Origin of the sequence: Enterobacter sp. ECC-219 (assembly GCF_043966805.1) — a bacterium.
Taxonomy (GTDB): domain Bacteria; phylum Pseudomonadota; class Gammaproteobacteria; order Enterobacterales; family Enterobacteriaceae; genus Enterobacter; species Enterobacter cloacae_N.
On the sequence record NZ_CP143680.1, the window covers coordinates 1,476,223 to 1,500,289 of the forward strand.

Sequence of the window (24,067 nt, forward strand, 5' to 3'; positions counted from 1 at the left end):
AGCGTCACTGGAGTTGTGCTTTTAACATATTTGCCTCTAACCCCAGGAATCCGCACATGCGTATCGAAGAAGATCTGAAGTTAGGTTTCAAAGACGTTCTTATCCGCCCTAAACGCTCTACACTGAAAAGTCGCTCAGACGTTGAACTCGAACGTCAATTCACCTTTAAACACTCCGGTCAGACCTGGTCTGGCGTGCCAATCATTGCTGCCAACATGGATACGGTCGGTACCTTTGAGATGGCAACGGCGCTGGCTCAGTTCGATATTCTTACTGCAGTCCACAAGCACTACACTCCTGAAGAGTGGAACGTGTTTGTTGCGTCCGCCTCTGCTGATGTGGTGAAGCACGTAATGGTCTCCACGGGTACCTCCGATGCAGATTTCGAAAAGACCAAACAGATCCTGAATGCCAACCCAGCGCTTAGCTTCGTTTGTATTGATGTGGCGAACGGTTACTCCGAGCACTTCGTACAGTTCGTCAGCAAGGCGCGCGAAGCCTGGCCGAACAAAACTATCATCGCGGGCAACGTGGTGACCGGTGAAATGTGTGAAGAGCTGATCCTTTCCGGTGCCGACATCGTGAAAGTGGGCATTGGCCCGGGCTCCGTATGCACCACGCGCGTTAAGACCGGAGTTGGTTATCCGCAGCTTTCCGCGGTCATTGAATGTGCCGATGCGGCGCACGGCCTGGGCGGCCAGATTATCAGCGACGGCGGTTGCACCATGCCGGGCGATGTCGCAAAGGCCTTTGGCGGCGGCGCGGACTTCGTGATGCTCGGCGGTATGCTGGCAGGTCACGAAGAGAGCGGCGGCACCGTAGTGGAAGAGAACGGCGAGAAATTCATGCTGTTCTACGGTATGAGCTCTGAGTCCGCGATGACCCGTCACGTCGGTGGCGTGGCTAAATACCGTGCGGCAGAAGGCAAAACCGTGAAGCTGCCACTGCGCGGTCCGGTTGAAAACACCGCGCGCGATATTCTCGGTGGCCTGCGCTCAGCCTGCACCTACGTAGGTGCATCCCGCCTGAAAGAGCTGACGAAACGCACGACGTTTATTCGCGTTCAGGAGCAGGAAAACCGCGTTTTCAATAGCCTGTAATGGCTTTCGCTGGCGCATGCCCGTGCGCCAGCGCTGTTGCACTACCCCGCGCTCATCGCATCTCCCAGATGGAAAATCGGCAGATACATTGCCACCACCAGCGTGCCGATGATGACTCCAGTAACAACCAGCAGCAGCGGCTCCAGAAGCGCCGCCAGGTTGTCTGCCCGTTGAAAGGTCTGTTCCGTGTGATGGCGGGCAAGGTTTGCCAGCATGACGTCCAGCGAACCTGACATCTCGCCGGTTCGTAAGAGCTGGATGCAGAGCGGGGTAAACATCGCCGCTTTCTGGAAGGAAGACCAGACGGGGAGACCTTTTTCGATGTCCTCCCTTATGCTGCTGAGTATCCCTTGCCAGTACCGGCTTTCAGCGGTCTCTTCTGCGCTCTCAAGACCCTGTAAGAAGGCAATGCCCGCCTGCTGCGTAAGTGACAGCACGGTGAAGATCTGCCCCAGCTTTTGCCCTTTCGCCAGCGCTCCCATTACGGGAAAACTCAGCAGAATACGCTGCCAGCGAGGATGGTGACGCAGAGCCCAGGCAGCGGTTACGGGAACAAGTAGCATCGCGAACAGCACGAGGGCATATGACTGCATAAACGCGGCTATCCCCATCACTATTCGCGTCAGTGCCGGAAGCGGGGTGTTAAACGTTTTGTAAATCGCGGCAAACTCGGGCAAAACCAGGGTGACCATTGCCAGCACGACGAGCACCGCCAGCGTCAGGACGATCGCCGGGTAGCGCAGCGCTTTTTTCACTTTCGCGTTGAGTTGCTGCTGCGCTTTTTGCTGCTCTGCAAGCTCCCGGCAGCACGCTTCAAGCTTCCCTGTTAGCTCTCCGGTTTTCACCATTGAGATATGCAGTGGGCTAAAGACTGCTGGCCACCGTTTAAGCGCCTCAGAAAAAGGACGCCCTTCGCTGAGTTCATCGGCAACGCTTTGCAGTAGCCCCCGCCACGGTTCTACTGGATGCTGGTCTGCCAGCATTTGCAGACTATGTGCGAGCGTCAGGCCGGCCTGCAGAAGCGTTGCGAGCTGACGAAACATCTCGTAGCAGTGATGTGGACGCCAGCGGTGTCTTTGAGCGCATCGGGTCAGGGCCAGAGGATGGAGGTCGTTACGCATCAGCCTGGTGAAGGCCGCGCTGCGGTCTGTGGCCCAGAGAACCCCGCTTCGGGGTTCTCCTTCAGCGGAGATTGCTCGCCAGCGCCAGAGTTGATTAGCGGCCATCGGGCATTCCCAGAACACGCACTAACTCTTCAAGCGTAGTGAGCCCTTGCTCGACGGCCATGCAGCCGTGTTCAAACAGCGAGATGAGTCCCGCCTGCCGTGCACTGGCTTCTATCACCTCAATGCCTGCCCCGCTGGCAATCGCCTGGCGCAGGGGATTATCGATCGCAAGCGCTTCAAAAATGGCCACGCGGCCGTAAAAACCGTGATAACAACGATCGCAGCCTGCGGGCTGCCAGCGAGGAAGTTGCCGCGTCCAGGCCGAGCGCGGTAAGTCCGTATGCTCCCCTGTTTTCTGTCGGCAGTGCGGGCAAAGGCGTCGAACCAGCCGCTGGGCAATCACCATCGAGAGCGCGGAAGAGATCATCCAGCGTGCAATGCCCATCTGCTCCAGACGAATGAGGGTTTCCATCGTCGAGTTGGTGTGCAGCGTCGACAGCACCAGGTGTCCGGTCTGTGCGGCTTTGATGGCAATTTCTGCCGTTTCACCATCACGAATTTCCCCGACCATAATGATGTCCGGATCCTGACGGAGCAGCGCCCTAAGTACGCTCTGGAATGTTAAGCCCGCGCGGGGGTTAATCTGAGTCTGATTTAACCCTACAAGCGGGATCTCAATGGGATCCTCCACGCTGCAGATGTTGACGTCAGGGGTGTTACGCGCCTGCAGCGCGCTGTAGAGCGTTACGGTTTTGCCGCTGCCCGTTGGGCCGGTGACCAGAATTAGCCCCTGAGGCTGGTGGAGTACCTCATTAAAACAGGCCAGCTGTTTAGCGCTCATGCCAAGCGCGTTCGGTTCCAGCGCCTGCTGAACCTGGTGCAGCAGGCGCAGCACAATTTTTTCCCCGCAGCTGCAGGGAAGCGTGGAGATACGAAACGAGACCGGCTCGTTTGTCAGCTCAATCGTAAACTGACCGTCCTGCGGTAAGCGGCGTTCTGCAATATCCAGATTACCCAGCACTTTTAACCGGGCGCTGAGCATCGTCGTCAGCGCGGCGGAAAGGGGAGGCTGCGGGTAAAGTACCCCGTCGATACGCAAGCGGATCTGGCACGCGTGCTCCATCGGTTCGATATGGATGTCAGACGCGCGCTGGTTTATTGCCTGCTGCAGCGTGTGGTTGAGGATATCCACCGCGGAGTGGGGTTGTGAAACGACAGGCAGATGCGATTGCGCGGTTAACTGCCGGTGCTTTTCCATGCGTTCAGCGCTCCAGCATTCGATATCAATCCGCTTCTGGGTCGCGAAGCGCAGGGCCTCCATCAGTTCAGGCGCGGGGTTTCCCACGACGGCGATGCTAATCATGTCGCTGTCGCTGGTGAGCAGCAGCGCATGGTGGCGAAGACAAAGTGCCACGAGTTGATCGGTGTTCATTATCCGCTCCTCAGTAAGTGTCGAAGCGGAAGACGTCTTCGCAGGCCTGCTTAAGCGCGCTGTCATCACTGATGTTGCAGTCACGCGTCCAGCCCGTCATACCGTTGCCGTTGTTCCACTGTGGCGTCATGGTTACCGTCAGTCCGTTCAGGCTTTCCTGGCCCGTTAAGGCCACGACCCCTTTCGCCACGCTCATTCCTGAAACGTAACGCGTCGTGGCAGGAGAGGGAATACCGTTACTGCCGGCATCGCAGCTTTCCACGCCGCCGCGATCGAGCGCACAAAGCTCAATGGCGGTACGGTAAGGCACGAAAGTTTGCAGCATATCGGTGAGGGCTGCTTTACGCAGGTAGTTCTGATAGGCGGGAACGCCGATGGCGCTCAGAATCGCAATAATGCCAATGACCACCATCAGCTCAATGAGCGTGAATCCTTGTTGTCTGTCCATATCTGCTCCTTATGCAAAGTGGCGCTACTTTGTCAGCGGGACAGGGCAGAAACGAGGGGCAAATAAGGGAACGGGAAAGAGGCTTCAGAGAATTCATTCCGTGTTGCAGGAAGAGACAATGGATTTGCGAGCAGAGCTGAAATTCCCCTCTCCGGGCAGAGAGGGGAGCGCGCGTTATTTGAAGCGCATTGAGAGGTCGAGGGCGCGAACGTGCTTGGTCAGCGCGCCGACGGAGATGTAATCCACGCCGGTTTCAGCGAACTCACGGATCGTGTCGAAAGTGACGTTTCCGGAGACTTCAAGCTGGGCCCGGCCGTTGGTCAGTTTCACCGCCTCGCGCATCTGCTCCGTTTCGAAGTTATCGAGCATGATGATATCGGCCCCGGCCTTAATCGCCTGCTCCAGCTCTTCCAGGCTTTCAACTTCCACCTCAACCGGCACATCCGGGTGCAGCCAGAAGGCTTTCTCCACCGCCTGACGGACGGAGCCAGAAGCAATTATGTGGTTCTCTTTAATCAGGAAGGCATCGGATAAACCGAGACGATGGTTTGCGCCGCCGCCGCACAGTACCGCATACTTCAGGGCGGTGCGCAGGCCTGGCAGCGTTTTGCGGGTATCCAGCAGCTGGGTTCGGGTGCCGGCCAGCAGTTCAACGTAGCGGCGAACTTCACTGGCGACGCCAGAGAGCGTTTGGACAAAATTGAGCGCGGTACGCTCGCCGGTCAGCAATACGCGGGATGGCCCGTCCAGCTCGAACAGTGGCTGATTGGCGGTCACCGCATCACCATCTTCAACGTGCCATGTCACCTGCACATCGTCGCCCGCCAGCTGAGTAAAGACCTCTTCAACCCAACGCTTGCCGCAAAAAACGCCCTCCTCACGGGTGATAATGACCGCGTGCGAGCGTGTCTCTTTTGGCAACAATTGTGCGGTAATGTCTTTATCGGCGTTAACGTCACCCCCCAGGTCTTCTTTCAACGCATGGGCAACGCTTGCCGGAATATCCATATTAATACGTTCCAGAAGCGCTTCACGTCGGTGGTCGGGGTTGTAGCGGCGAGGCGGCATGATAAAACTCCAAATTGGTAACGAATCATAATATTGAAACATGCTACTCTGAACCGAGTCATTGCACCATACAGAAGGAGTTCCAGCATGTTGTTAGAAAACGGATGGCTGGTGGATGCGCGGCATGTGCCCTCGCCGCACCACGACTGCCGCCCGGAGGATGAAAAGCCCACACTGCTGGTGGTTCATAATATTAGCCTCCCGCCGGGTGAGTTTGGCGGCCCGTGGATCGATGCGTTATTCACGGGAACGATAGATCCCAATGCCCATCCTTTCTTCGCTGAGATTGCGCATTTGCGCGTGTCGGCTCACTGCCTGATTCGCCGTGATGGTGAGGTGGTTCAGTATGTTCCTTTTGATAAGCGTGCCTGGCATGCCGGTGTGTCGATGTATCACGGGCGCGAACGGTGCAACGATTTCTCAATAGGGATCGAGCTGGAAGGTACGGACACGACCCCCTACACCGATGCTCAGTATCAGCAGCTGGTTGCTATTACCCTCACGCTTATCGGACTCTACCCGGCAATCGCCGACAATATTACCGGGCACAGCGATATCGCTCCGGCGAGAAAAACCGATCCCGGCCCGGCATTTGACTGGTCACGGTTTCGCGCCATGCTTGCCGCGTCGTCAGAATAAGGAGATACCATGACGTTGTTTACCATGCTGCTGGTTATCATCGCTGAACGCCTGTTCAAGCTCGGCGAACACTGGCAACTGGATCACCGGCTGGAAGTGTTATTCCGCCGCATCAAGCACTTTTCCATGTTGCGCACGCTGCTGATGATGGCGGGTGTGATGGCGATTACCTTCCTGCTGCTGCGCTCGCTGTACGGACTGTTTTTCAACGTGCCGCTGCTGGTGGTGTGGATCCTGCTCGGCGTGCTGTGTATTGGTGCGGGCAAGGTGCGCTTGCACTATCATGCCTACCTGAAAGCCGCCTCCCGTGACGATGCCCACGCGCGCGGAGCGATGGCGAGCGAGCTGACGATGATCCACGGCGTGCCGCCGGACTGCGACGAGCGCGAGTTCCTGCGCGAGCTGCAAAACGCGCTGCTGTGGATTAACTTCCGCTACTACCTGGCACCGCTGTTCTGGTTTGTGGTGGGCGGCCCGTGGGGGCCAGTACTGCTGATGGGCTATGCGTTTCTGCGCGCCTGGCAGACCTGGCTTGCCCGTTATCTGACGCCGCATGAGCGTTTGCTGTCCGGCATTGATGCCATCCTGCACGTGCTCGACTGGCTTCCGGTGCGTCTGGTGGGCGTGGTGTACGCGTTAATTGGCCACGGTGAAAAAGCGCTGCCCGCATGGTTCGCTTCTCTTGGCGACCGCCATACGTCGCAGTACCAGGTGTTAACGCGCCTGGCTCAGTTCTCACTGGCGCGCGAGCCGCATACCGACAAGATTGAAACGCCAAAAGCCGCCGTTTCAATGGCGAAGAAAACGTCGTTTGCGGTGGTCGTTATTGTGGCGCTGCTGACCATTTACGGCACGCTGGTGTAACCCAGCGCGCCGCAAACGCTACAGCGTATCCGCAGGCGGGATGCCGAAATCAGGCATCCCGTTTTCGTCCCAGCGGACAAGCTTCAGGCGGGTATGACGGTTCGGATCGTACAGCGGATCGCCCTCAATTTCGGTGTAATTACGCGCGTGATACACCAGTACATCTTCCCCTTCCGGCGTTTGCGTAAAGCTGTTGTGTCCTGGCCCGTACTGGCGGTTCTCAAAGCTGGTGACGAAAACCGGGCGAGGGGATTTGTGCCAGTTTGCCGGGTTTTGCGGATCGGCGTTCATATCTATCCACAGTAATCCCATGCAGTAGTTCTCATCGGTGGCGCTGGCAGAGTAGCTGATAAACAGCTTATCGTCATGGAACAGCACCGCAGGGCCTTCGTTGACCCAGAAACCGCGGCATTCCCAGTCGTATTCCGGTTTGCTGAGCATCACCGGCTCGCCTTTCAGCGTCCACGGGTTCGCCATTTCGCACAGATAAAGATTGGAGTTGCCGGTGATATCCGGCGCTTTCTGCGCCCATAAATACCAGCGTTTCCCCTGATGAACAAAGGTGGTGGCGTCCAGGGCGAAGGTGTCGAACTGCGTTTTTATCTGACCTTTTTCCGTCCACGTACCGGTGAGCGGATCGCCGTCAGCACATTCAATGGCGAACATGCGGTGCTGGAACATCCCGAGCGCGTCGAGCGCCTGGGTGTGCGTCGCGGCAAAATAGATGTACCACTTGCCGTCGACGTGGTGCAGTTCGGGCGCCCAGATTAGCTGGCTCATCGGGCCGGTGTCGGGTTTGCGCCAGACTACCACCTCTTCAGCGTCGCGTAGCCCTTCCAGCGAGTCTGCGCGGCGGATCGCCAGCCTGTCGTACTGCGGCACGGAGGCAATAAAATAGTACTGCCCCTCATGGCGTAAAATGTACGGGTCGGCGCGTTGTTCGATAAACGGATTTGGCCAGGTTTGCATTCGGCTTTCCTTATTTAGTCTCAGCGGCTTTAAGTTCCTGATAGTCGTTCAGCTCGCGGTAGTTGGTGCGGCGCTTCTCCAGATCGGCCTGAATCTGCTTCATGGTTTCGCGATCCACCTTCAGCAGACGTACCACGCCCGCGGTAATTAAGTATCCAATGCCGGGAATAACGGTAAAGAGCAGCACGATCCCGTTAATGGCGTCCGCGCTTTGCGCTTTCGCGCCCGCGTCATAACCGTACCAGGAGAGCAGGAAGCCGACCATCGCACCGGCAATCGCCAGCCCTAATTTCAGGAAGAAGATGTTGCCGGAGAAGCTGATGCCCGTGATGCGCTTCCCGGTCTTCCACTCGCCGTAGTCGTCCACGTCGGCCATCAGCGACCAGTGCAGCGGAGACGGGATCTGGTGCAGGATGTTCAGCAGGACGTAGAGCACCACGATGGTGACGGTGGCTTTCGGGTCGAAGAAGTAGAAGGCGCAGGAGAATACCGCCAGCACGATGTTGGTCCAGAAGAAGACCTTCAGCTTGCACCAGCAGTCAGTCAGCACTTTTGCCAGCACGCTGCCGAGCATCATGCCGACAACGCCCAGGCTGATAAACAGGGTGGCGAAGTGGGTGCTCTGACCCATCACCCAGGTGACGTAATACATGGTCGCCGCCATGCGGATAAAGCCCGGGCAGACGTTGCACAGCGTCAGCAGCAGAATGCGTACCCACTGGTCGTTCTTCCACACGTCTTTCAGGTCATTTTTCAGCTCGTCGTTGGTCTGTACCGCCGGGCGTACGCGCTCGCGCACGGTGGCGAAGCAGAACAGGAACATACAGGTACCTGTCAGCGCCAGTACGGTCATTGCCATCTGGTAGCCCTTGGCTTTGTTATCCCCGCCAAACCAGTCGGCCATTGGCAGCAGCGTTAATGAGAGCAGCAGCGTGGCGATGCCGACCAGCACGAAGCGATACGACTGGCAGGCCACGCGCTCTTTTGGATCGTTGGTGATCACCCCGCCCAGCGAGCAGTAGGGGATGTTGATGGCGGTATAGGTGAGCGACAGCAGGAAGTAGGTGACAAACGCATAGATAACTTTGCTGTTATAGCTCCACTCCGGGGTGGTGAACATCAGGATGCTGAACAGCGCGTAGGGGAAGGCAATCCACAGCAGCCATGGACGAAACCGGCCATATTTACTGCGGGTACGGTCGGCAATCGCCCCCATGATCGGGTCCGTTACGGCGTCAATCACGCGGACGGAAAGCAGCAGTACCCCGACCAGCGCAGGCGCCAGGCCAAAAATATCCGTGTAGAAATAGTTAACAAACAACATGATGGCGCCGAAGATAATGTTGCATCCCGCGTCGCCCATCCCATAGCCGATCTTTTCTTTTACTGACAGTTTGTTGTTATCCATCGACAGCTCTCCGGTTTACGGTATGGAGAGAATTATTTGCTGGCAAAGGAATATATGCGTTGCAGTATCAGGGCGGTGATATGGATAAATGCGCTATGGGCGTGAAAGTGTGAGGGAGGTAACAACGCGCGGCACCCGCAAAAGCAAGGTGCCGCGGGGGGAGGCTTAGTGCGCCTTCATGGCATTACGGCTTTTCTGGCTAAAGAGATAGCCAACGCCCAGGATCGCAATCCAGACCGGGATCAGGTAGACGGAAATCGCCATACCCGGCGTGATCAGCATGATCACCAGCACGGCCGCCATAAACAGCAGGCAGATCCAGTTACCCAGCGGATACAGCAGGGCAGGGAAGCGCGTGGTGACGCCCTGCTGCTGTTTTGCACGGCGGAACTTCATGTGCGCCAGGCTGATCATTGCCCAGTTGATGACCAGCGCAGAGACCACCAGCGCCATCAGCAGGCCAAACGCCGATTCCGGTGCCATATAGTTAATCAGCACGCACAGCGCGGTCACGATGGCTGAAACAATGATGGTATTGACCGGCACGCCGCGTTTATCAACGTTGAGCAGCATCTTAGGCGCGTTGCCCTGCTGGGCCAGGCCGAACAGCATGCGGCTGTTGCAGTATACGCAGCTGTTGTAAACGGAGAGCGCTGCGGTCAGCACCACGATGTTAAGGGCGTTTGCGACAAAGGTGTCGCCCAGCTCGTGGAAGATGAGAACAAACGGGCTGGTATCAGCGGTCACGCGCGTCCACGGCAACAGGGAGAGTAGCACCGCCAGCGAGCCCACATAGAAGATCAGGATGCGGTAGATAACCTGGTTAGTGGCTTTCGGAATGCTCTGCTCCGGATTGTCTGCTTCTGCGGCGGTGATGCCCACCAGCTCCAGGCCGCCGAAGGAGAACATAATGATCGCCATCATCATTACCAGACCGGTCATGCCGTGAGGCAGGAAGCCGCCCTGTTCCCAGAGGTTACGCACGGTAGCCTGCGGGCCGCCGTTGCCGCTGAACAGCAGCCAGCCGCCAAAGATGATCATCGCCACAACGGCAATCACTTTGATGATGGCAAACCAGAACTCCATCTCGCCGAACACTTTCACGTTGGTCAGGTTAATGGCGTTGATAATCACGAAGAATGCCGCTGCGGAGGCCCAGGTGGGGATCTCGGGGTACCAGAACTGAATGTACTTCCCGACGGCGGTCAGTTCTGCCATTGCAACCAGAACGTACAGCACCCAGTAGTTCCAGCCGGAGGCAAAACCCGCGAAGCTACCCCAGTATTTATAGGCAAAATGGCTGAATGAGCCTGCTACCGGCTCTTCAACGACCATTTCTCCCAGCTGGCGCATAATCAGAAAGGCAATAAAACCGGCTATCGCGTAACCCAAAATAATGCCGGGACCGGCTGACTGGATAACGGATGCGCTGCCCAGAAACAGGCCGGTACCAATCGCACCGCCCAGTGCGATGAGCTGTATATGGCGGTTTTTAAGCCCGCGCTTTAGCTGATCGCCGTGCTGTTGAGCTTCCATTTGAAACCTCGTGTGTGGTTGTTATGTTCACGCTGAGCGTGTGTAATTATGAAAGTCCATATTCTGTATTTATTTCTTTACGGTTAAACAAACCGAAAAAAGCGGTGATGACTTCCGTACGCGCCAGAATAGTGGTAAGCGCCTGCGAATGCACCTGCTTTATGAAGGGATGCTGACGACTTGAATAAAAAGAAAGCATTTGTAAATCGGCCCGCTTATTCTTCCTAACCCAACCTATAGAATAGAAATGCTTATTAAGTGGACGAATTTTCATTATTTGCCCTGTTGAATCGCTTCAGATTGCAAAAACCCTCGTTTCATTATGGTTAAAACTCCCTCTTTGGGAGTAATCAACTCATTTGTGCAAAGTTACATTTCTGAAACGTTATTTCTGTAAGGTTGTTAAAATGTGCAGGGTTTACTGATTTCAATCAAAACCAATATGGACAGAAGGTGAATACTTTGTTACTTTAGCGATACGAACCAGAAATTGGTAAGACCAATTGACTCCGGGCAAAAAGGCGTAAGACAGGGAATATGGCCTACAGCAAAATTCGCCAACCAAAACTATCTGATGTGATTGAGCAGCAGCTGGAGTTTTTAATCCTCGAAGGGACTCTGCGCCCGGGTGAGAAACTTCCGCCAGAACGCGAGCTGGCAAAACAGTTCGACGTTTCACGCCCCTCTCTGCGTGAGGCGATTCAACGCCTCGAAGCAAAGGGCTTGCTGCTTCGTCGCCAGGGCGGCGGAACCTTTGTGCAAAACAGCCTGTGGCAGAGCTTCAGCGATCCGCTGGTAGAACTTCTCTCTGACCACCCAGAATCCCAGTTTGATCTGCTTGAGACCCGTCACGCGCTGGAAGGTATTGCGGCCTATTACGCCGCCCTTCGCAGCACTGATGAAGATCGCGTGCGTATCCGCGAACTGCATCAGGCCATTGAACGGGCACAGCAGTCCGGCGATTTAGACGCCGAGTCCAGCGCCGTCGTCCAGTATCAAATCGCCGTCACCGAAGCGGCACACAACGTGGTGCTCCTCCATCTGCTACGCTGCATGGAGCCGATGCTGGCCCAGAACGTTCGTCAGAATTTTGAATTGTTGTATGCCCGTCGGGAGATGCTCCCACTGGTAAGCAACCATCGCACCCGAATATTCGAGGCGATAATGGCCGGGGAGCCGGAGCAGGCGCGCGAAGCGTCGCACCGTCACCTGGCTTTCATTGAGGAAATCTTGCTGGACCGCAGCCGTGAACAATCGCGTCGCGAACGTTCATTACGCCGCATACAGCAACGAAAGGATTAAGCGCCAGGTACTTTTAGAGCGCGGCAACTAAACGCAGAACCTGTCTTATTGTGTTTTCTGACGAAAATACAATGGGACAGGTTCCAGACAAATCAACGTATTAGATAGATAAGGAATACCCCCATGTCAGAACGTCTCCAAAATGACGTGGATCCGATCGAAACTCGCGACTGGCTACAGGCGATCGAATCGGTCATCCGTGAAGAAGGTGTTGAGCGCGCTCAGTATCTGATTGATCAGCTGCTTTCTGAAGCCCGCAAAGGCGGCGTGAAGGTTGCTTCAGGTGCAGGGGCTAGCAACTACGTAAACACGATTGCCGTTGAAGACGAACCGGAATACCCGGGCAATCTGGATCTGGAACGTCGTATCCGTTCTGCAATCCGCTGGAACGCCATCATGACCGTTCTGCGCGCATCCAAGAAAGACCTGGAGCTGGGTGGCCACATGGCGTCCTTCCAGTCTTCTGCGACCGTTTACGAAGTGTGCTTCAACCACTTCTTCCGTGCAGCGAACGAGAAAGACGGCGGCGATCTGGTGTACTTCCAGGGCCACATCTCTCCGGGCATCTATGCACGTGCATTCCTGGAAGGTCGTCTGACCGAAGAGCAGATGAACAACTTCCGTCAGGAAGTTCACGGTAAAGGTCTGTCTTCTTACCCGCACCCTAAACTGATGCCTGAATTCTGGCAGTTCCCAACCGTATCAATGGGTCTGGGCCCAATCGGTGCGATCTACCAGGCGAAATTCCTGAAGTATCTGGAACACCGTGGTCTGAAAGACACCTCCGAGCAGACCGTATACGCCTTCCTGGGCGACGGCGAAATGGATGAGCCAGAATCTAAAGGCGCGATCACCATCGCGACCCGTGAGAAGCTGGACAACCTGTGCTTCATCATCAACTGTAACCTGCAGCGTCTGGATGGTCCGGTAACCGGTAACGGCAAGATCATCAACGAACTGGAAGGCATCTTCGCAGGTGCTGGCTGGAACGTGATTAAAGTAATGTGGGGTTCCCGTTGGGACGAACTGCTGCGTAAAGATACCAGCGGTAAACTGATCCAGCTGATGAACGAAACCGTTGACGGCGACTACCAGACCTTCAAATCCAAAGACGGTGCCTACGTGCGTGAGCACTTCTTCGGCAAATATCCAGAAACCGCAGCCCTGGTTGCAGACTGGACTGATGAGCAGATCTGGGCGCTGAACCGCGGTGGTCACGATCCGAAGAAAATCTACGCTGCACTGAAAAAAGCGCGCGAAACCAAAGGTAAAGCGACTGTAATCCTGGCCCACACCATTAAAGGTTACGGCATGGGTGATACCGCAGAAGGTAAAAACATCGCTCACCAGGTTAAGAAAATGAACATGGACGGCGTGCGTTACATCCGCGACCGTTTCAACGTTCCAGTGACCGATGAGCAGGTAGAAAACCTGTCTTACATCACCTTCCCGGAAGGTTCAGAAGAGCACAAGTACCTGCATGAACGTCGTCAGGCGCTGAAAGGCTACCTGCCTGCTCGTCAGCCTAACTTCACCGAGAAGCTGGAACTGCCGGCGCTGGAAGACTTCTCTCAGCTGCTGGAAGAGCAGAACAAAGAGATCTCTACCACCATCGCTTTCGTTCGTGCCCTGAACGTGATGCTGAAGAACAAGTCGATCAAAGATCGTCTGGTTCCAATCATCGCCGACGAAGCGCGTACTTTCGGTATGGAAGGTCTGTTCCGTCAGATCGGTATCTACAGCCCGAACGGCCAGCAGTACACCCCGCAGGACCGTGAGCAGGTTGCTTACTACAAAGAAGACGAGAAAGGTCAGATCCTGCAGGAAGGTATCAACGAGCTGGGCGCAGGCGCATCCTGGCTGGCTGCTGCGACCTCTTACAGCACCAACAACCTGCCGATGATCCCGTTCTACATTTACTACTCCATGTTCGGGTTCCAGCGTATCGGTGACCTGTGCTGGCAGGCAGGCGACCAGCAGGCTCGCGGCTTCCTGATCGGTGGTACTTCCGGTCGTACGACCCTGAACGGTGAAGGTCTGCAGCACGAAGATGGCCACAGCCACATTCAGTCTCTGACTATCCCTAACTGTATCTCTTACGATCCGTCTTACGCGTACGAAGTGGCAGTCATCATGCATGACGGTCTGCAGCGCATGTACGGTGAAGCGCAAGAGAACATTTACTACTACATCACCACCCTGAACGAAAACTACCACATGCCGGCAATGCCAGCAGGTGCCGAGGAAGGTATCCGTAAAGGTATCTACAAACTCGAAACCATCGAAGGTAGCAAAGGTAAAGTTCAGCTGCTGGGCTCCGGCTCTATCCTGCGTCACGTGCGTGAAGCAGCGCAGATCCTGGCGAAAGACTACGGCGTGGGTTCCGACGTGTACTCTGTAACTTCCTTCACTGAACTGGCGCGTGATGGCCAGGATTGTGAGCGCTGGAACATGCTGCACCCAATGGAAACCCCACGCGTTCCGTACATCGCTCAGGTGATGAACGACGCGCCAGCGGTGGCATCTACTGACTACATGAAACTGTTCGCTGAGCAGGTTCGTACTTACGTTCCGGCTGATGATTATCGCGTACTGGGTACTGACGGCTTCGGTCGTTCTGACAGCCGCGAAAACCTGCGTCACCACTTCGAAGTTGATGCTTCTTACGTGGTTGTAGCAGCACTGGGCGAACTGGCTAAACGTGGCGAAATCGATAAGAAAGTGGTTGCGGACGCAATTACCAAATTCAACATCGATGCAGAAAAAGTTAACCCGCGTCTGGCGTAAGAGGTAAAAGAATAATGGCTATCGAAATCAATGTACCGGACATCGGGGCTGATGAAGTTGAAATCACCGAGATCCTGGTCAAAGTTGGCGACAAAGTTGAAGCTGAACAGTCGCTGATCACCGTAGAAGGCGACAAAGCCTCTATGGAAGTCCCGTCTCCTCAGGCTGGCATCGTTAAAGAGATCAAAGTCTCTGTTGGCGATAAAACCGAGACCGGCAAACTGATCATGATTTTCGATTCCGCCGACGGTGCAGCAGCTGCTGCACCTGCGCAGGAAGAGAAGAAAGCCGCTCCGGCCGCAGCTGCTCCAGCAGCTGCCGCGAGCGCGAAAGAAGTCAATGTGCCTGACATCGGCGGCGACGAAGTTGAAGTCACTGAAATCCTGGTGAAAGTGGGCGACACCGTTGCGGCCGAGCAGTCACTGATCACCGTAGAAGGCGACAAAGCCTCTATGGAAGTGCCAGCGCCGTTCGCCGGTACCGTTAAAGAGATCAAGATCAACACCGGTGATAAAGTGTCTACCGGCTCCCTGATTATGGTCTTCGAAGTGGCGGGTGCTGCACCTGCCGCCGCGCCTGCACAGGCCGCTGCTCCGGCTCCGGCTGCTGCACCAGCGGCTGCTGGCGGCGCGAAAGACGTTAACGTACCGGACATCGGCGGTGACGAAGTTGAAGTGACCGAAGTGATGGTAAAAGTGGGCGACAAAGTTGCCGCTGAACAGTCACTGATCACCGTTGAAGGCGACAAGGCTTCTATGGAAGTCCCTGCGCCGTTCGCCGGTACCGTTAAAGAGATCAAAATCAGCACCGGCGACAAAGTGTCTACCGGCTCTCTGATCATGGTCTTCGAAGTGGAAGGCGCTGCGCCTGCCGCCGCTCCAGCTGCCGCGGCTGCTCCAGCACCGGCTGCTGCACCGGCTCAGGCTGCTAAACCCGCTGCTGCGCCTGCTGCTAAAGCAGAAAAATCTGAGTTCGCTGAAAACGACGCGTACGTCCACGCTACCCCGCTGATTCGTCGCCTGGCGCGCGAGTTCGGCGTGAACCTGGCGAAAGTGAAAGGAACCGGCCGTAAGGGTCGTATCCTGCGCGAAGACGTGCAGACCTACGTGAAAGACGCGGTGAAACGCGCCGAAGCTGCACCAGCTGCAGCCGCTGGCGGCGGTATCCCGGGCATGCTGCCATGGCCGAAAGTGGACTTCAGCAAGTTCGGCGAAATCGAAGAAGTGGAGCTGGGCCGCATTCAGAAAATCTCTGGTGCGAACCTGAGCCGTAACTGGGTGATGATCCCGCACGTTACGCACTTCGACAAAACCGATATCACCGATCTGGAAGCGTTCCGTAAACAGCAGAACGCCGAAGCTGAGAAGCGTAAGCTGGACGTGAAATTCACCCCAGTGGTCTTCATCATGAAAGCCGTTGCCGCTGCCCTTGAGCAGATGCCACGCTTCAACAGCTCCCTGTCCGAAGACGGTCAGAAGCTGACGCTGAAGAAATACATCAACATCGGTGTTGCGGTTGATACGCCAAATGGTCTGGTTGTTCCGGTCTTCAAAGACGTGAACAAGAAGAGCATTACTGAGCTGTCCCGTGAACTGACCACCATCTCCAAAAAAGCGCGTGATGGTAAGCTGACTGCCGGCGAAATGCAGGGCGGCTGCTTCACTATCTCCAGCATCGGCGGCCTGGGTACCACCCACTTCGCGCCGATTGTTAACGCGCCGGAAGTGGCTATCCTCGGTGTGTCCAAGTCCGCGATGGAGCCGGTGTGGAACGGCAAAGAGTTCGTGCCGCGTCTGATGATGCCAATCTCTCTGTCCTTCGACCACCGCGTGATCGACGGTGCTGATGGTGCGCGTTTCATCACCATCATCAACAACACCCTGAGCGACATTCGCCGCCTGGTGATGTAATCGAAAAGCCGGCCGCTCGGCCGGCTTTTTTCTGATAACCTCATGGGGTTTATGAGGTTATGGGTGAAAGCGATAATTCGTGAGCCGTTTGTTGTTTCAAAATTGTTAACAATTTTGTAAAATACGGGCGGATAGAACGACCCGGTGGACGACGGGTATAAATTAAGAGGTCATGATGAGCACAGAAATCAAAACTCAGGTCGTAGTACTTGGGGCAGGCCCAGCAGGTTACTCCGCAGCATTCCGCGCAGCGGATTTAGGTCTGGAAACCGTCATCGTAGAACGTTACAGCACCCTCGGCGGTGTTTGTCTGAACGTCGGCTGTATCCCTTCTAAAGCGCTGCTGCACGTAGCGAAAGTTATCGAAGAAGCCAAAGCGCTGGCTGAACACGGTATCGTCTTCGGCGAGCCGAAAACCGATATCGACAAAATTCGTACCTGGAAAGAGAAAGTTATCACTCAGCTGACCGGCGGTCTGGCGGGTATGGCCAAAGGCCGTAAGGTGAAAGTGGTAAACGGTCTGGGTAAATTCACCGGTGCGAACACCCTGGAAGTTGAAGGCGAAAACGGCAAAACCGTGATCAACTTCGACAACGCGATCATCGCGGCAGGCTCTCGCCCAATTGAACTGCCATTCATTCCGCATGAAGATCCACGCGTGTGGGATTCCACCGATGCTCTGGAGCTGAAAACCGTTCCTAAGCGCCTGCTGGTCATGGGCGGCGGTATCATCGGTCTGGAAATGGGTACCGTGTACCATGCGCTGGGTTCAGACATTGACGTGGTTGAAATGTTCGACCAGGTTATTCCGGCTGCCGACAAAGACATCGTTAAAGTCTTCACCAAACGCATCAGCAAGAAATTCAACCTGATGCTGGAAACCAAAGTGACTGCCGTTGAAGCGAAAGAAGACGGTATTTACGTTTCCATGGAAGGCAAAAAAGCCCCATCCGAACCACAGCGTTACGACGCCGTGCTGGTGGCTATCGGTCGTGTGCCGAACGGTAAAAACCTCGACGCGGGCAAAGCTGGCGTGGAAGTGGACGACCGTGGCTTCATCCGCGTTGACAAGCAGCTGCGCACTAACGTGCCGCACATCTTTGCTATCGGCGATATCGTCGGTCAGCCAATGCTGGCGCACAAAGGTGTTCACGAAGGTCACGTTGCCGCTGAAGTTATCGCCGGCATGAAGCACTACTTCGATCCGAAAGTCATCCCATCTATCGCATACACCGAGCCAGAAGTTGCATGGGTCGGTCTGACCGAGAAAGAAGCGAAAGAGAAAGGCATCAGCTACGAAACCGCCACCTTCCCGTGGGCTGCTTCTGGCCGTGCTATCGCGTCTGACTGTGCTGACGGTATGACCAAACTGATCTTCGACAAAGAGACTCACCGCGTGATCGGTGGTGCGATTGTCGGCACCAACGGCGGCGAGCTGCTGGGTGAAATCGGTCTGGCTATCGAAATGGGCTGTGATGCGGAAGACATCGCGCTGACCATCCACGCTCACCCAACTCTGCACGAGTCCGTGGGCCTGGCGGCTGAAGTGTTTGAAGGCAGCATCACCGACCTGCCAAACGCGAAAGCGAAGAAGAAATAAGTTTCTTCAGATGAAAAAAAGCGGCCAATGGCCGCTTTTTTTATGCGCTGTGTTTAGGGTGCCACCGGCTGCCAGGTTTTATCAGGGCTGTAGGCGGCTAGCGCACGGGCTTTCTGCGCTGAATCACTGCCGAGATCGGACTGGTACACCTTGTCGTCCTGGTTAATCACAAAGCTCATTACGCCCGTCTGACCATAGCTGACCGGCCAGGCCACCATCGCAAAACCGTGATTATCCGGCAGGATGCGGAAGCGATAGCCGTGGTAACCCGCCCCCGGCTCTTTCGGACTGAACGCCGGGCCAAGCGGGCTCGGCGTTTCTCCGGGCGAGACGGGCCAGTACAGACCGTCCTTTTTCCCTTCAGAGCTGACAATCTTCTGCGCGTATTTCTGGTTCATCGCAAAATAGCTCTGCTGGGCATCTACGTAGGCATGCAGGGCTTCGATGGCGGCGAGCTCGTTACGCCCAATTTCGCGGGTCAGGATCTCCTCGGCCCCTTCTTTGATGTCAAACTGCCAGCCGGAGGCGGTTTTGATCACCGGGATGGGAAGCTGCCAGCCGCTGTTTCCGACCACAAGATGCGCCGTATCCCCTTCGACAACGGTGTTATGACGGACGTTCCAGTCGCGCAGGAAGCGTTCGACCGCATCCGGATCAACGCCTTCAGGTGGCAGAAAATCGCGCCAGTTTTCGCCGAGCAGATTGTTCATCGCACTTTCGTTTTGCTCGCTGATGGCGCTTGCCAGCGCATTGGTTGCCTGTTCTGGCGAACTGAAGGATTGCTGCGCCATAACGGTCGCCGAGGCCATGAACAATACTATTCCACTGAGTAATTTACTTTTCATGTCGGCTCCCTTAACGATGACGGAATTCACGGCGTTCTACACGTTCGCCAGAAACCTGGCGCGATTGCTGTTGGCGAGCAGCGAGCTGCCGACTCTGTGCACCTCGCTGCTGCTGCGCCTGCCAGTTGGCGGAGCGGCTGTCGTTGCCGCTCAGGGCATTGGCGCGATGCAGCCTGGCTGGCTGCTGTACCGTCTGTGAAGCCCGCTTCTCCTGTCTGTGCACGGCAGTCTGGTGATTTTCACGCTGTGGTGTACTCGCGCGTTTTACGGTCTGCGGCCTGGCGTCATACCCACGATAGTTATTGCGCTGCGAAATCTGCGCTAGCTGCTGCGTCGAGACCAGACGCTGAGCATCCCGCGTGCCGGTGTGCGGGAAGGTTTTTCCCGTTGATTTTTCCATCTGGCTGAGCGCGGTCTGGCGCTGGCTGTCGCGATTAACCGGCTTTTGCTGCGTTGCGCTTAGCCCTGTGGCTGTATTGGTGGAGTGGAAACGGTTAGCCAACTGATTATTCGGGTAGGGAACGCCCTCACGATAGGCCGGATTGTGCTGCCATGTGCGGTTGATATCGGTGAGATGCTGCCCGCTGATTCTGTTGAAATTATCAACGTTAATATTGATGTTGTTATCACCGTTGTGGCTATAGCCGCCGTGATTATCCCAGTCGTCGTGGTGATGATCCCAGTCATCGTCATCATCCCAGTCGATATTGCTGAAGATGGCGTAGGTTGTTGCGACCCCGAGACTGAAACCCAAACCTTTGACCAGGCTGTCGGTGAATTGCTCGCCGGGGGAGGGCGGGAGATACACCGGCGGGTAAGTGGTGTTGGGCCATGTACCGTAAACCGTATTCGGGTTATAGGTGGGAACGTAAACCACCTGCGGATCGGCGGATTCAATTTTAATGACCGTCGGATTGCTGGTTGTTTCCGTTGCCGTTGTTGATGTTGTTTTTGCCGGTGCGGGCTTCGTGACGGTGGTGACCGTCTGCTGCGGCGTGGATTGCAGCGCACCCGTTTGTTGCGCCAGCAGGCGCAACCGTTGCACCGAATCCATCACGTCTTTCGGTTGCGCGAGAAACGCATCCCCCAGATTTTGTACCCACGGCGGATTTTCACCCATCAGCGACATCAACTGAGGAAACGCGACCAGCGATTTCACGCTGGGATCCCACGGCTGATTGGCCACCGCCTGAATGGCGGCATCACCCTGCATTTTAGGATTGTCCTTTGACCACTGCGCCGCCTGGATAACGTTAGACGGATAGGTTGACGCCATTAAAATCTGCGACAGCAGGGCATCCGGATAGAGCGCAATGGGGGCAACCCACTGGTCGATTTGCGCGGCAGTGTAGGTTGGCGCGACAACCGGAGCAGGCTGGGCTGCGGCAGGCGCCGGTGCAGCTGGCTGTTGTGCGACGGGGGCAGGCGCAGCGGGCTCCGTTGCGCGGCCTTTGACAAACATCACGCCCGAGGCGGCAAACAGCCCGGCACTGCACAGAAGGACGAGCAGGTGAGGCTTAAAAGGCAACTTCATAAAATGACTCCGATGAGACAAGCGCTGTGCCGTGAGGCGTTACGGTTGGCGTGAGTATCAATTACACGTCTTTTACTTTTTTGACTTTTATTGGGAAGCGTTCGGTGTGTCCGGATAAAGAGTGTGAGTATTTATTACGCAATTATATGCGATGCGGGAAAAACCGGAGGGAATTCAGAAGGCCGCTCTTGCGAGCGGCCAGCAGCTAGTTCATGGCCCGGTGACTGGTTGCTACACCAGCGAAGCAGGCCGGGGGCAACAGTATTACAGCCGAAATGGACTGAAAATAGGTGAAATGCAGTTTCATCCTTTTTCATTCGAAACTGGATGGCAGCTCGTAAACATAAAATATGTGCTTGCGGATCTGCATACTCAGGAACATTATTCATGCCGAGTGCATTGCCGCAAATCTGCCAGCCCGGTGTGCTACCACCGCAAGGCAACAAAATAACCGCTACCAGGCGGTTTTTTTGTACCCAAAATTCATCTCGACTCCCCGCTACACCATGCTTAACGATTCAGCAAATTTTTTAATGTTGCTTTTTTGTAAACGGATTAACACTGTGCAGAAATCCTGCTATGCTGCCCGACGCGGTATCGGGCATTTACCCTACAAACTGCTGTCTCACAGGAGCGTGAAGAGAACGCCCGCCGCATATGACAATGAGAGCGAGGAGAACCGTCGTGCTAGAAGAATACCGTAAGCACGTAGCAGAACGTGCCGCCGAGGGAATTGTACCCAAACCTTTAGATGCAACCCAAATGGCCGCGCTCGTCGAGCTGCTGAAGAACCCGCCTGAGGGCGAAGAAGAATTCCTGTTAGATCTGCTGATCAACCGCGTACCGCCTGGCGTAGATGAAGCTGCCTACGTAAAAGCCGGATTCCTTGCTGCTATCGCCAAAGGCGAAGCCACCTCCCCACTGGTTACTCCTGAAAAAGCCATTGAACTGCTCGGCACCATGCAGGGTGGTTACAACATTCATCCGCTGATTGACGCGCTGGATAACGACAAGCTGGCACCGATTGCCGCTAAAGCGCTCTCTTCCACGCTGCTGATGTTCGATAACTTCTACGATGTGGAAGAAAAAGCCAAAGCGGGCAACATCTATGCGAAGCAGGTGATGCAGTCCTGGGCTGATGCCGAATGGTTCCTGAACCGTCCAGCGCTCGCTGAAAAAATCACCGTGACCGTCTTTAAAGTGACCGGTGAAACCAACACCGATGACCTCTCTCCGGCGCCGGACGCGTGGTCTCGCCCGGATATTCCTCTGCACGCCCTGGCGATGCTGAAAAACGCCCGTGAAGGCATTGAGCCGGATCAGCCAGGCGTTGTTGGGCCGATCAAACAGATCGAAGCGCTTCAGAAGAAAGGTTTCCCGCTGGCCTATGTCGGTGACGTTGTCGGTACCGGCTCTTCCCGTAAGTCCGCCACCAACTCCGTGCTGTGGTTCATGGGCGACGACATTCCGCACGTGCCAAACAAGCGCGGCGGCGGCCTGTGCCTCGGCGGCAAAATTGCGCCAATCTTCTTCAACACCATGGAAGATGCGGGCGCACTGCCGATCGAAGTGGATGTGAGCAACCTGAACATGGGCGACGTGATTGACGTCTATCCGTTCAAAGGCGAAGTGCGTAACCACGATACCAACGAGCTGCTGGCAAGCTTCGAGCTGAAAACTGACGTGCTGATCGACGAAGTGCGCGCCGGTGGCCGTATCCCGCTGATCATTGGTCGTGGCCTGACCACCAAAGCGCGTGAAGCGCTGGGTCTGCCGCACTCGGACGTTTTCCGCCACGCGAAAGACGTTGCGGAAAGCAACCGCGGCTTCTCGCTGGCACAGAAAATGGTGGGTCGCGCGTGCGGCGTTGCCGGTATCCGTCCTGGCGCGTACTGCGAGCCGAAGATGACCTCCGTGGGCTCTCAGGACACCACGGGCCCAATGACCCGTGATGAACTGAAAGACCTGGCGTGCCTGGGCTTCTCGTCTGACCTGGTAATGCAGTCATTCTGCCACACGGCGGCCTATCCGAAGCCGGTTGACGTAACCACGCACCACACGCTGCCTGACTTCATCATGAACCGCGGCGGCGTTTCTCTGCGTCCGGGTGACGGCGTGATTCACTCCTGGCTGAACCGCATGCTTCTGCCGGATACCGTCGGTACCGGCGGTGACTCCCACACCCGTTTCCCAATCGGTATCTCCTTCCCGGCGGGCTCCGGTCTGGTGGCGTTTGCTGCGGCGACCGGCGTAATGCCGCTGGACATGCCTGAGTCGGTGCTGGTGCGCTTCAAAGGTAAAATGCAGCCGGGCATCACCCTGCGCGACCTGGTTCACGCGATCCCGCTGTATGCGATTAAACAGGGCCTGCTGACCGTTGAGAAGAAAGGGAAGAAAAACATCTTCTCCGGCCGTATCCTGGAAATTGAAGGTCTGCCGGATCTGAAAGTGGAGCAGGCGTTCGAGCTGACCGATGCCTCCGCAGAGCGTTCTGCGGCGGGTTGTACCATCAAGCTGAACAAAGAGCCGATCGTTGAGTATCTGACCTCCAACATCGTGCTGCTGAAGTGGATGATTGCGGAAGGCTACGGCGACCGTCGTACGCTGGAGCGTCGTATTCAGGGCATGGAAAAATGGCTGGCGGATCCGCAGCTGCTGGAAGCCGACGCTGACGCAGAATACGCGGCGGTGATCGACATCGATCTGGCGGATATCAAAGAGCCAATCCTGTGTGCACCGAACGATCCGGACGACGCACGTCCGCTGTCTGAGGTTCAGGGCGAGAAGATCGACGAAGTGTTCATCGGCTCCTGCATGACCAACATCGGCCACTTCCGTGCTGCCGGTAAGCTGCTGGATACCCACAAAGGCCAGTTGCCGACCCGTCTGTGGGTGGCTCCGCCAACCCGTATGGATGCGGCGCAGCTGACCGAAGAGGGCTACTACAGCGTGTTTGGTAAGAGCGGCGCGCGTATCGAAATCCCTGGCTGTTCCCTGTGTATGGGTAACCAGGCGCGCGTGGCCGACGGTGCGACGGTGGTCTCCACCTCAACCCGTAACTTCCCGAACCGTTTAGGTACCGGTGCGAACGTCTACCTGGCCTCTGCGGAGCTGGCGGCGGTTGCGGCGCTGATTGGCAAACTGCCAACGCCGGAAGAGTACCAGACCTTCGTGGCTCAGGTGGATAAGACGGCGGTGGATACCTACCGCTATCTGAACTTCGACCAGCTCTCTCAGTACACCGAGAAGGCCGACGGGGTTATCTTCCAGACGGCAGTATAAACAGCAAAACCGTCTCTATGAGACGGTTTTTAGTGTTTGCACCCTCTCCCGTGGGAGAGGGACGGGGTGAGGGCATCAGGCCGCAGGATCTTGCTCTCACCTTTTTATTTTCATTCCTCCCACCTCTCCCGCTTTTTTTCTTCCTCTCTGCTGCGATAATTACCCTAATGGCTTTGC

General features: G+C 56.0%; 18 protein-coding genes. 8 read left to right on the plus strand and 10 right to left on the minus strand.

Going from position 1 to position 24,067, the window contains the following annotated elements; all coding sequences use genetic code 11:
* Positions 1-56 precede the first annotated feature (56 nt).
* Positions 57-1,100 carry a GMP reductase gene (locus V1603_RS06920; protein WP_163330321.1) on the plus strand — a complete coding sequence of 348 codons (1,044 nt, stop codon included), beginning with the start codon at positions 57-59 and terminating at the stop codon, positions 1,098-1,100.
* A 41-nt stretch (positions 1,101-1,141) separates the two neighbouring features.
* Here the strand turns inward: V1603_RS06920 and hofC are convergent, their stop codons facing one another.
* From hofC to nadC, 4 genes are all read right to left on the minus strand, one after another.
* Positions 1,142-2,326 carry a protein transport protein HofC gene (gene hofC, locus V1603_RS06925; RefSeq protein WP_192982002.1) on the minus strand — a complete coding sequence of 395 codons (1,185 nt, stop codon included), beginning with the start codon at positions 2,324-2,326 and terminating at the stop codon, positions 1,142-1,144.
* Positions 2,316-3,698: a type II secretion system protein GspE gene (gene gspE, locus V1603_RS06930; RefSeq protein ID WP_395313680.1), complete on the minus strand. Its 1,383-nt coding sequence runs from the start codon at positions 3,696-3,698 to the stop codon at positions 2,316-2,318. Before gspE ends, hofC begins: the two co-directional genes overlap by 11 nt.
* Before the next feature lie 10 nt (positions 3,699-3,708).
* Positions 3,709-4,146: a prepilin peptidase-dependent pilin gene (gene ppdD, locus V1603_RS06935; RefSeq protein ID WP_395313681.1), complete on the minus strand. Its 438-nt coding sequence runs from the start codon at positions 4,144-4,146 to the stop codon at positions 3,709-3,711.
* A gap of 174 nt (positions 4,147-4,320) precedes the next feature.
* Positions 4,321-5,214: a carboxylating nicotinate-nucleotide diphosphorylase gene (gene nadC, locus V1603_RS06940; protein WP_395313682.1), complete on the minus strand. Its 894-nt coding sequence runs from the start codon at positions 5,212-5,214 to the stop codon at positions 4,321-4,323.
* 87 nt (positions 5,215-5,301) lie between these two features.
* Between nadC and ampD the strand changes: the two genes are divergently transcribed.
* Both ampD and ampE read left to right on the plus strand, forming a co-directional pair.
* A complete protein-coding gene (gene ampD, locus V1603_RS06945; RefSeq protein WP_395313683.1) occupies positions 5,302-5,853 on the plus strand; it encodes a 1,6-anhydro-N-acetylmuramyl-L-alanine amidase AmpD in 552 nt (183 codons plus the stop codon).
* Between the two features lie 9 nt (positions 5,854-5,862).
* Positions 5,863-6,717 carry a beta-lactamase regulator AmpE gene (gene ampE / locus V1603_RS06950; protein WP_116342532.1) on the plus strand — a complete coding sequence of 285 codons (855 nt, stop codon included), beginning with the start codon at positions 5,863-5,865 and terminating at the stop codon, positions 6,715-6,717.
* An 18-nt stretch (positions 6,718-6,735) separates the two neighbouring features.
* On the opposite strand, the gene V1603_RS06955 is transcribed toward ampE, so the two are convergent.
* The 4 genes from V1603_RS06955 to V1603_RS06970 all read right to left on the minus strand — a co-directional run bounded on the left by V1603_RS06955 (position 6,736) and on the right by V1603_RS06970 (position 10,904).
* Entirely contained in the window at positions 6,736-7,686 is a 951-nt protein-coding gene (locus V1603_RS06955) for a family 43 glycosylhydrolase (protein ID WP_395313684.1), read from the minus strand.
* Between the two features lie 10 nt (positions 7,687-7,696).
* Positions 7,697-9,094, minus strand: coding sequence for a glycoside-pentoside-hexuronide (GPH):cation symporter (locus V1603_RS06960; protein ID WP_395313685.1), 1,398 nt, complete (start codon positions 9,092-9,094; stop codon positions 7,697-7,699).
* A gap of 165 nt (positions 9,095-9,259) precedes the next feature.
* On the minus strand, positions 9,260-10,630 hold the full coding sequence (gene aroP / locus V1603_RS06965; protein WP_028015528.1) for an aromatic amino acid transporter AroP: 1,371 nt from the start codon (positions 10,628-10,630) through the stop codon (positions 9,260-9,262).
* A 46-nt stretch (positions 10,631-10,676) separates the two neighbouring features.
* Positions 10,677-10,904 carry a hypothetical protein gene (locus V1603_RS06970; protein ID WP_116342538.1) on the minus strand — a complete coding sequence of 76 codons (228 nt, stop codon included), beginning with the start codon at positions 10,902-10,904 and terminating at the stop codon, positions 10,677-10,679.
* 263 nt (positions 10,905-11,167) lie between these two features.
* On the opposite strand from V1603_RS06970, the gene pdhR reads away from it, so the two are divergent.
* From pdhR to lpdA, 4 genes are all read left to right on the plus strand, one after another.
* Complete coding sequence (gene pdhR, locus V1603_RS06975; RefSeq protein ID WP_014882565.1) at positions 11,168-11,932, plus strand: pyruvate dehydrogenase complex transcriptional repressor PdhR; 765 nt, start codon at positions 11,168-11,170, stop codon at positions 11,930-11,932.
* Positions 11,933-12,055: 123 nt separating this feature from the next.
* Complete coding sequence (aceE, locus tag V1603_RS06980) at positions 12,056-14,719, plus strand: pyruvate dehydrogenase (acetyl-transferring), homodimeric type (RefSeq protein WP_028015529.1); 2,664 nt, start codon at positions 12,056-12,058, stop codon at positions 14,717-14,719.
* A 14-nt stretch (positions 14,720-14,733) separates the two neighbouring features.
* Positions 14,734-16,629: a pyruvate dehydrogenase complex dihydrolipoyllysine-residue acetyltransferase gene (gene aceF, locus V1603_RS06985; RefSeq protein ID WP_116342540.1), complete on the plus strand. Its 1,896-nt coding sequence runs from the start codon at positions 14,734-14,736 to the stop codon at positions 16,627-16,629.
* A 175-nt stretch (positions 16,630-16,804) separates the two neighbouring features.
* Positions 16,805-18,229 carry a dihydrolipoyl dehydrogenase gene (gene lpdA, locus V1603_RS06990; protein ID WP_023332094.1) on the plus strand — a complete coding sequence of 475 codons (1,425 nt, stop codon included), beginning with the start codon at positions 16,805-16,807 and terminating at the stop codon, positions 18,227-18,229.
* 53 nt (positions 18,230-18,282) lie between these two features.
* Here lpdA and V1603_RS06995 read toward each other — a convergent pair whose 3' ends face one another.
* Both V1603_RS06995 and V1603_RS07000 read right to left on the minus strand, forming a co-directional pair.
* Entirely contained in the window at positions 18,283-19,074 is a 792-nt protein-coding gene (locus tag V1603_RS06995) for a DUF2950 family protein (protein ID WP_395313686.1), read from the minus strand.
* Positions 19,075-19,084: 10 nt separating this feature from the next.
* Positions 19,085-20,608, minus strand: a complete 1,524-nt coding sequence (locus tag V1603_RS07000; protein WP_395313687.1) for a DUF3300 domain-containing protein — start codon at positions 20,606-20,608, stop codon at positions 19,085-19,087.
* 684 nt (positions 20,609-21,292) lie between these two features.
* Between V1603_RS07000 and acnB the strand changes: the two genes are divergently transcribed.
* Positions 21,293-23,890, plus strand: a complete 2,598-nt coding sequence (gene acnB, locus V1603_RS07005) for a bifunctional aconitate hydratase 2/2-methylisocitrate dehydratase (RefSeq protein ID WP_395313688.1) — start codon at positions 21,293-21,295, stop codon at positions 23,888-23,890.
* Positions 23,891-24,067 lie beyond the last annotated feature (177 nt).

Coding starts and splice junctions, on each gene's coding strand:
- V1603_RS06920 (WP_163330321.1), top strand. CDS start 57: ATGCGTATCGAAGAAGATCTGAAGTTAGGTTTCAAAGACGTTCTTATC.
- hofC (WP_192982002.1), bottom strand. CDS start 2,326: ATGGCCGCTAATCAACTCTGGCGCTGGCGAGCAATCTCCGCTGAAGGA.
- gspE (WP_395313680.1), bottom strand. CDS start 3,698: ATGAACACCGATCAACTCGTGGCACTTTGTCTTCGCCACCATGCGCTG.
- ppdD (WP_395313681.1), bottom strand. CDS start 4,146: ATGGACAGACAACAAGGATTCACGCTCATTGAGCTGATGGTGGTCATT.
- nadC (WP_395313682.1), bottom strand. CDS start 5,214: ATGCCGCCTCGCCGCTACAACCCCGACCACCGACGTGAAGCGCTTCTG.
- ampD (WP_395313683.1), top strand. CDS start 5,302: ATGTTGTTAGAAAACGGATGGCTGGTGGATGCGCGGCATGTGCCCTCG.
- ampE (WP_116342532.1), top strand. CDS start 5,863: ATGACGTTGTTTACCATGCTGCTGGTTATCATCGCTGAACGCCTGTTC.
- V1603_RS06955 (WP_395313684.1), bottom strand. CDS start 7,686: ATGCAAACCTGGCCAAATCCGTTTATCGAACAACGCGCCGACCCGTAC.
- V1603_RS06960 (WP_395313685.1), bottom strand. CDS start 9,094: ATGGATAACAACAAACTGTCAGTAAAAGAAAAGATCGGCTATGGGATG.
- aroP (WP_028015528.1), bottom strand. CDS start 10,630: ATGGAAGCTCAACAGCACGGCGATCAGCTAAAGCGCGGGCTTAAAAAC.
- V1603_RS06970 (WP_116342538.1), bottom strand. CDS start 10,904: ATGAAAATTCGTCCACTTAATAAGCATTTCTATTCTATAGGTTGGGTT.
- pdhR (WP_014882565.1), top strand. CDS start 11,168: ATGGCCTACAGCAAAATTCGCCAACCAAAACTATCTGATGTGATTGAG.
- aceE (WP_028015529.1), top strand. CDS start 12,056: ATGTCAGAACGTCTCCAAAATGACGTGGATCCGATCGAAACTCGCGAC.
- aceF (WP_116342540.1), top strand. CDS start 14,734: ATGGCTATCGAAATCAATGTACCGGACATCGGGGCTGATGAAGTTGAA.
- lpdA (WP_023332094.1), top strand. CDS start 16,805: ATGAGCACAGAAATCAAAACTCAGGTCGTAGTACTTGGGGCAGGCCCA.
- V1603_RS06995 (WP_395313686.1), bottom strand. CDS start 19,074: ATGAAAAGTAAATTACTCAGTGGAATAGTATTGTTCATGGCCTCGGCG.
- V1603_RS07000 (WP_395313687.1), bottom strand. CDS start 20,608: ATGAAGTTGCCTTTTAAGCCTCACCTGCTCGTCCTTCTGTGCAGTGCC.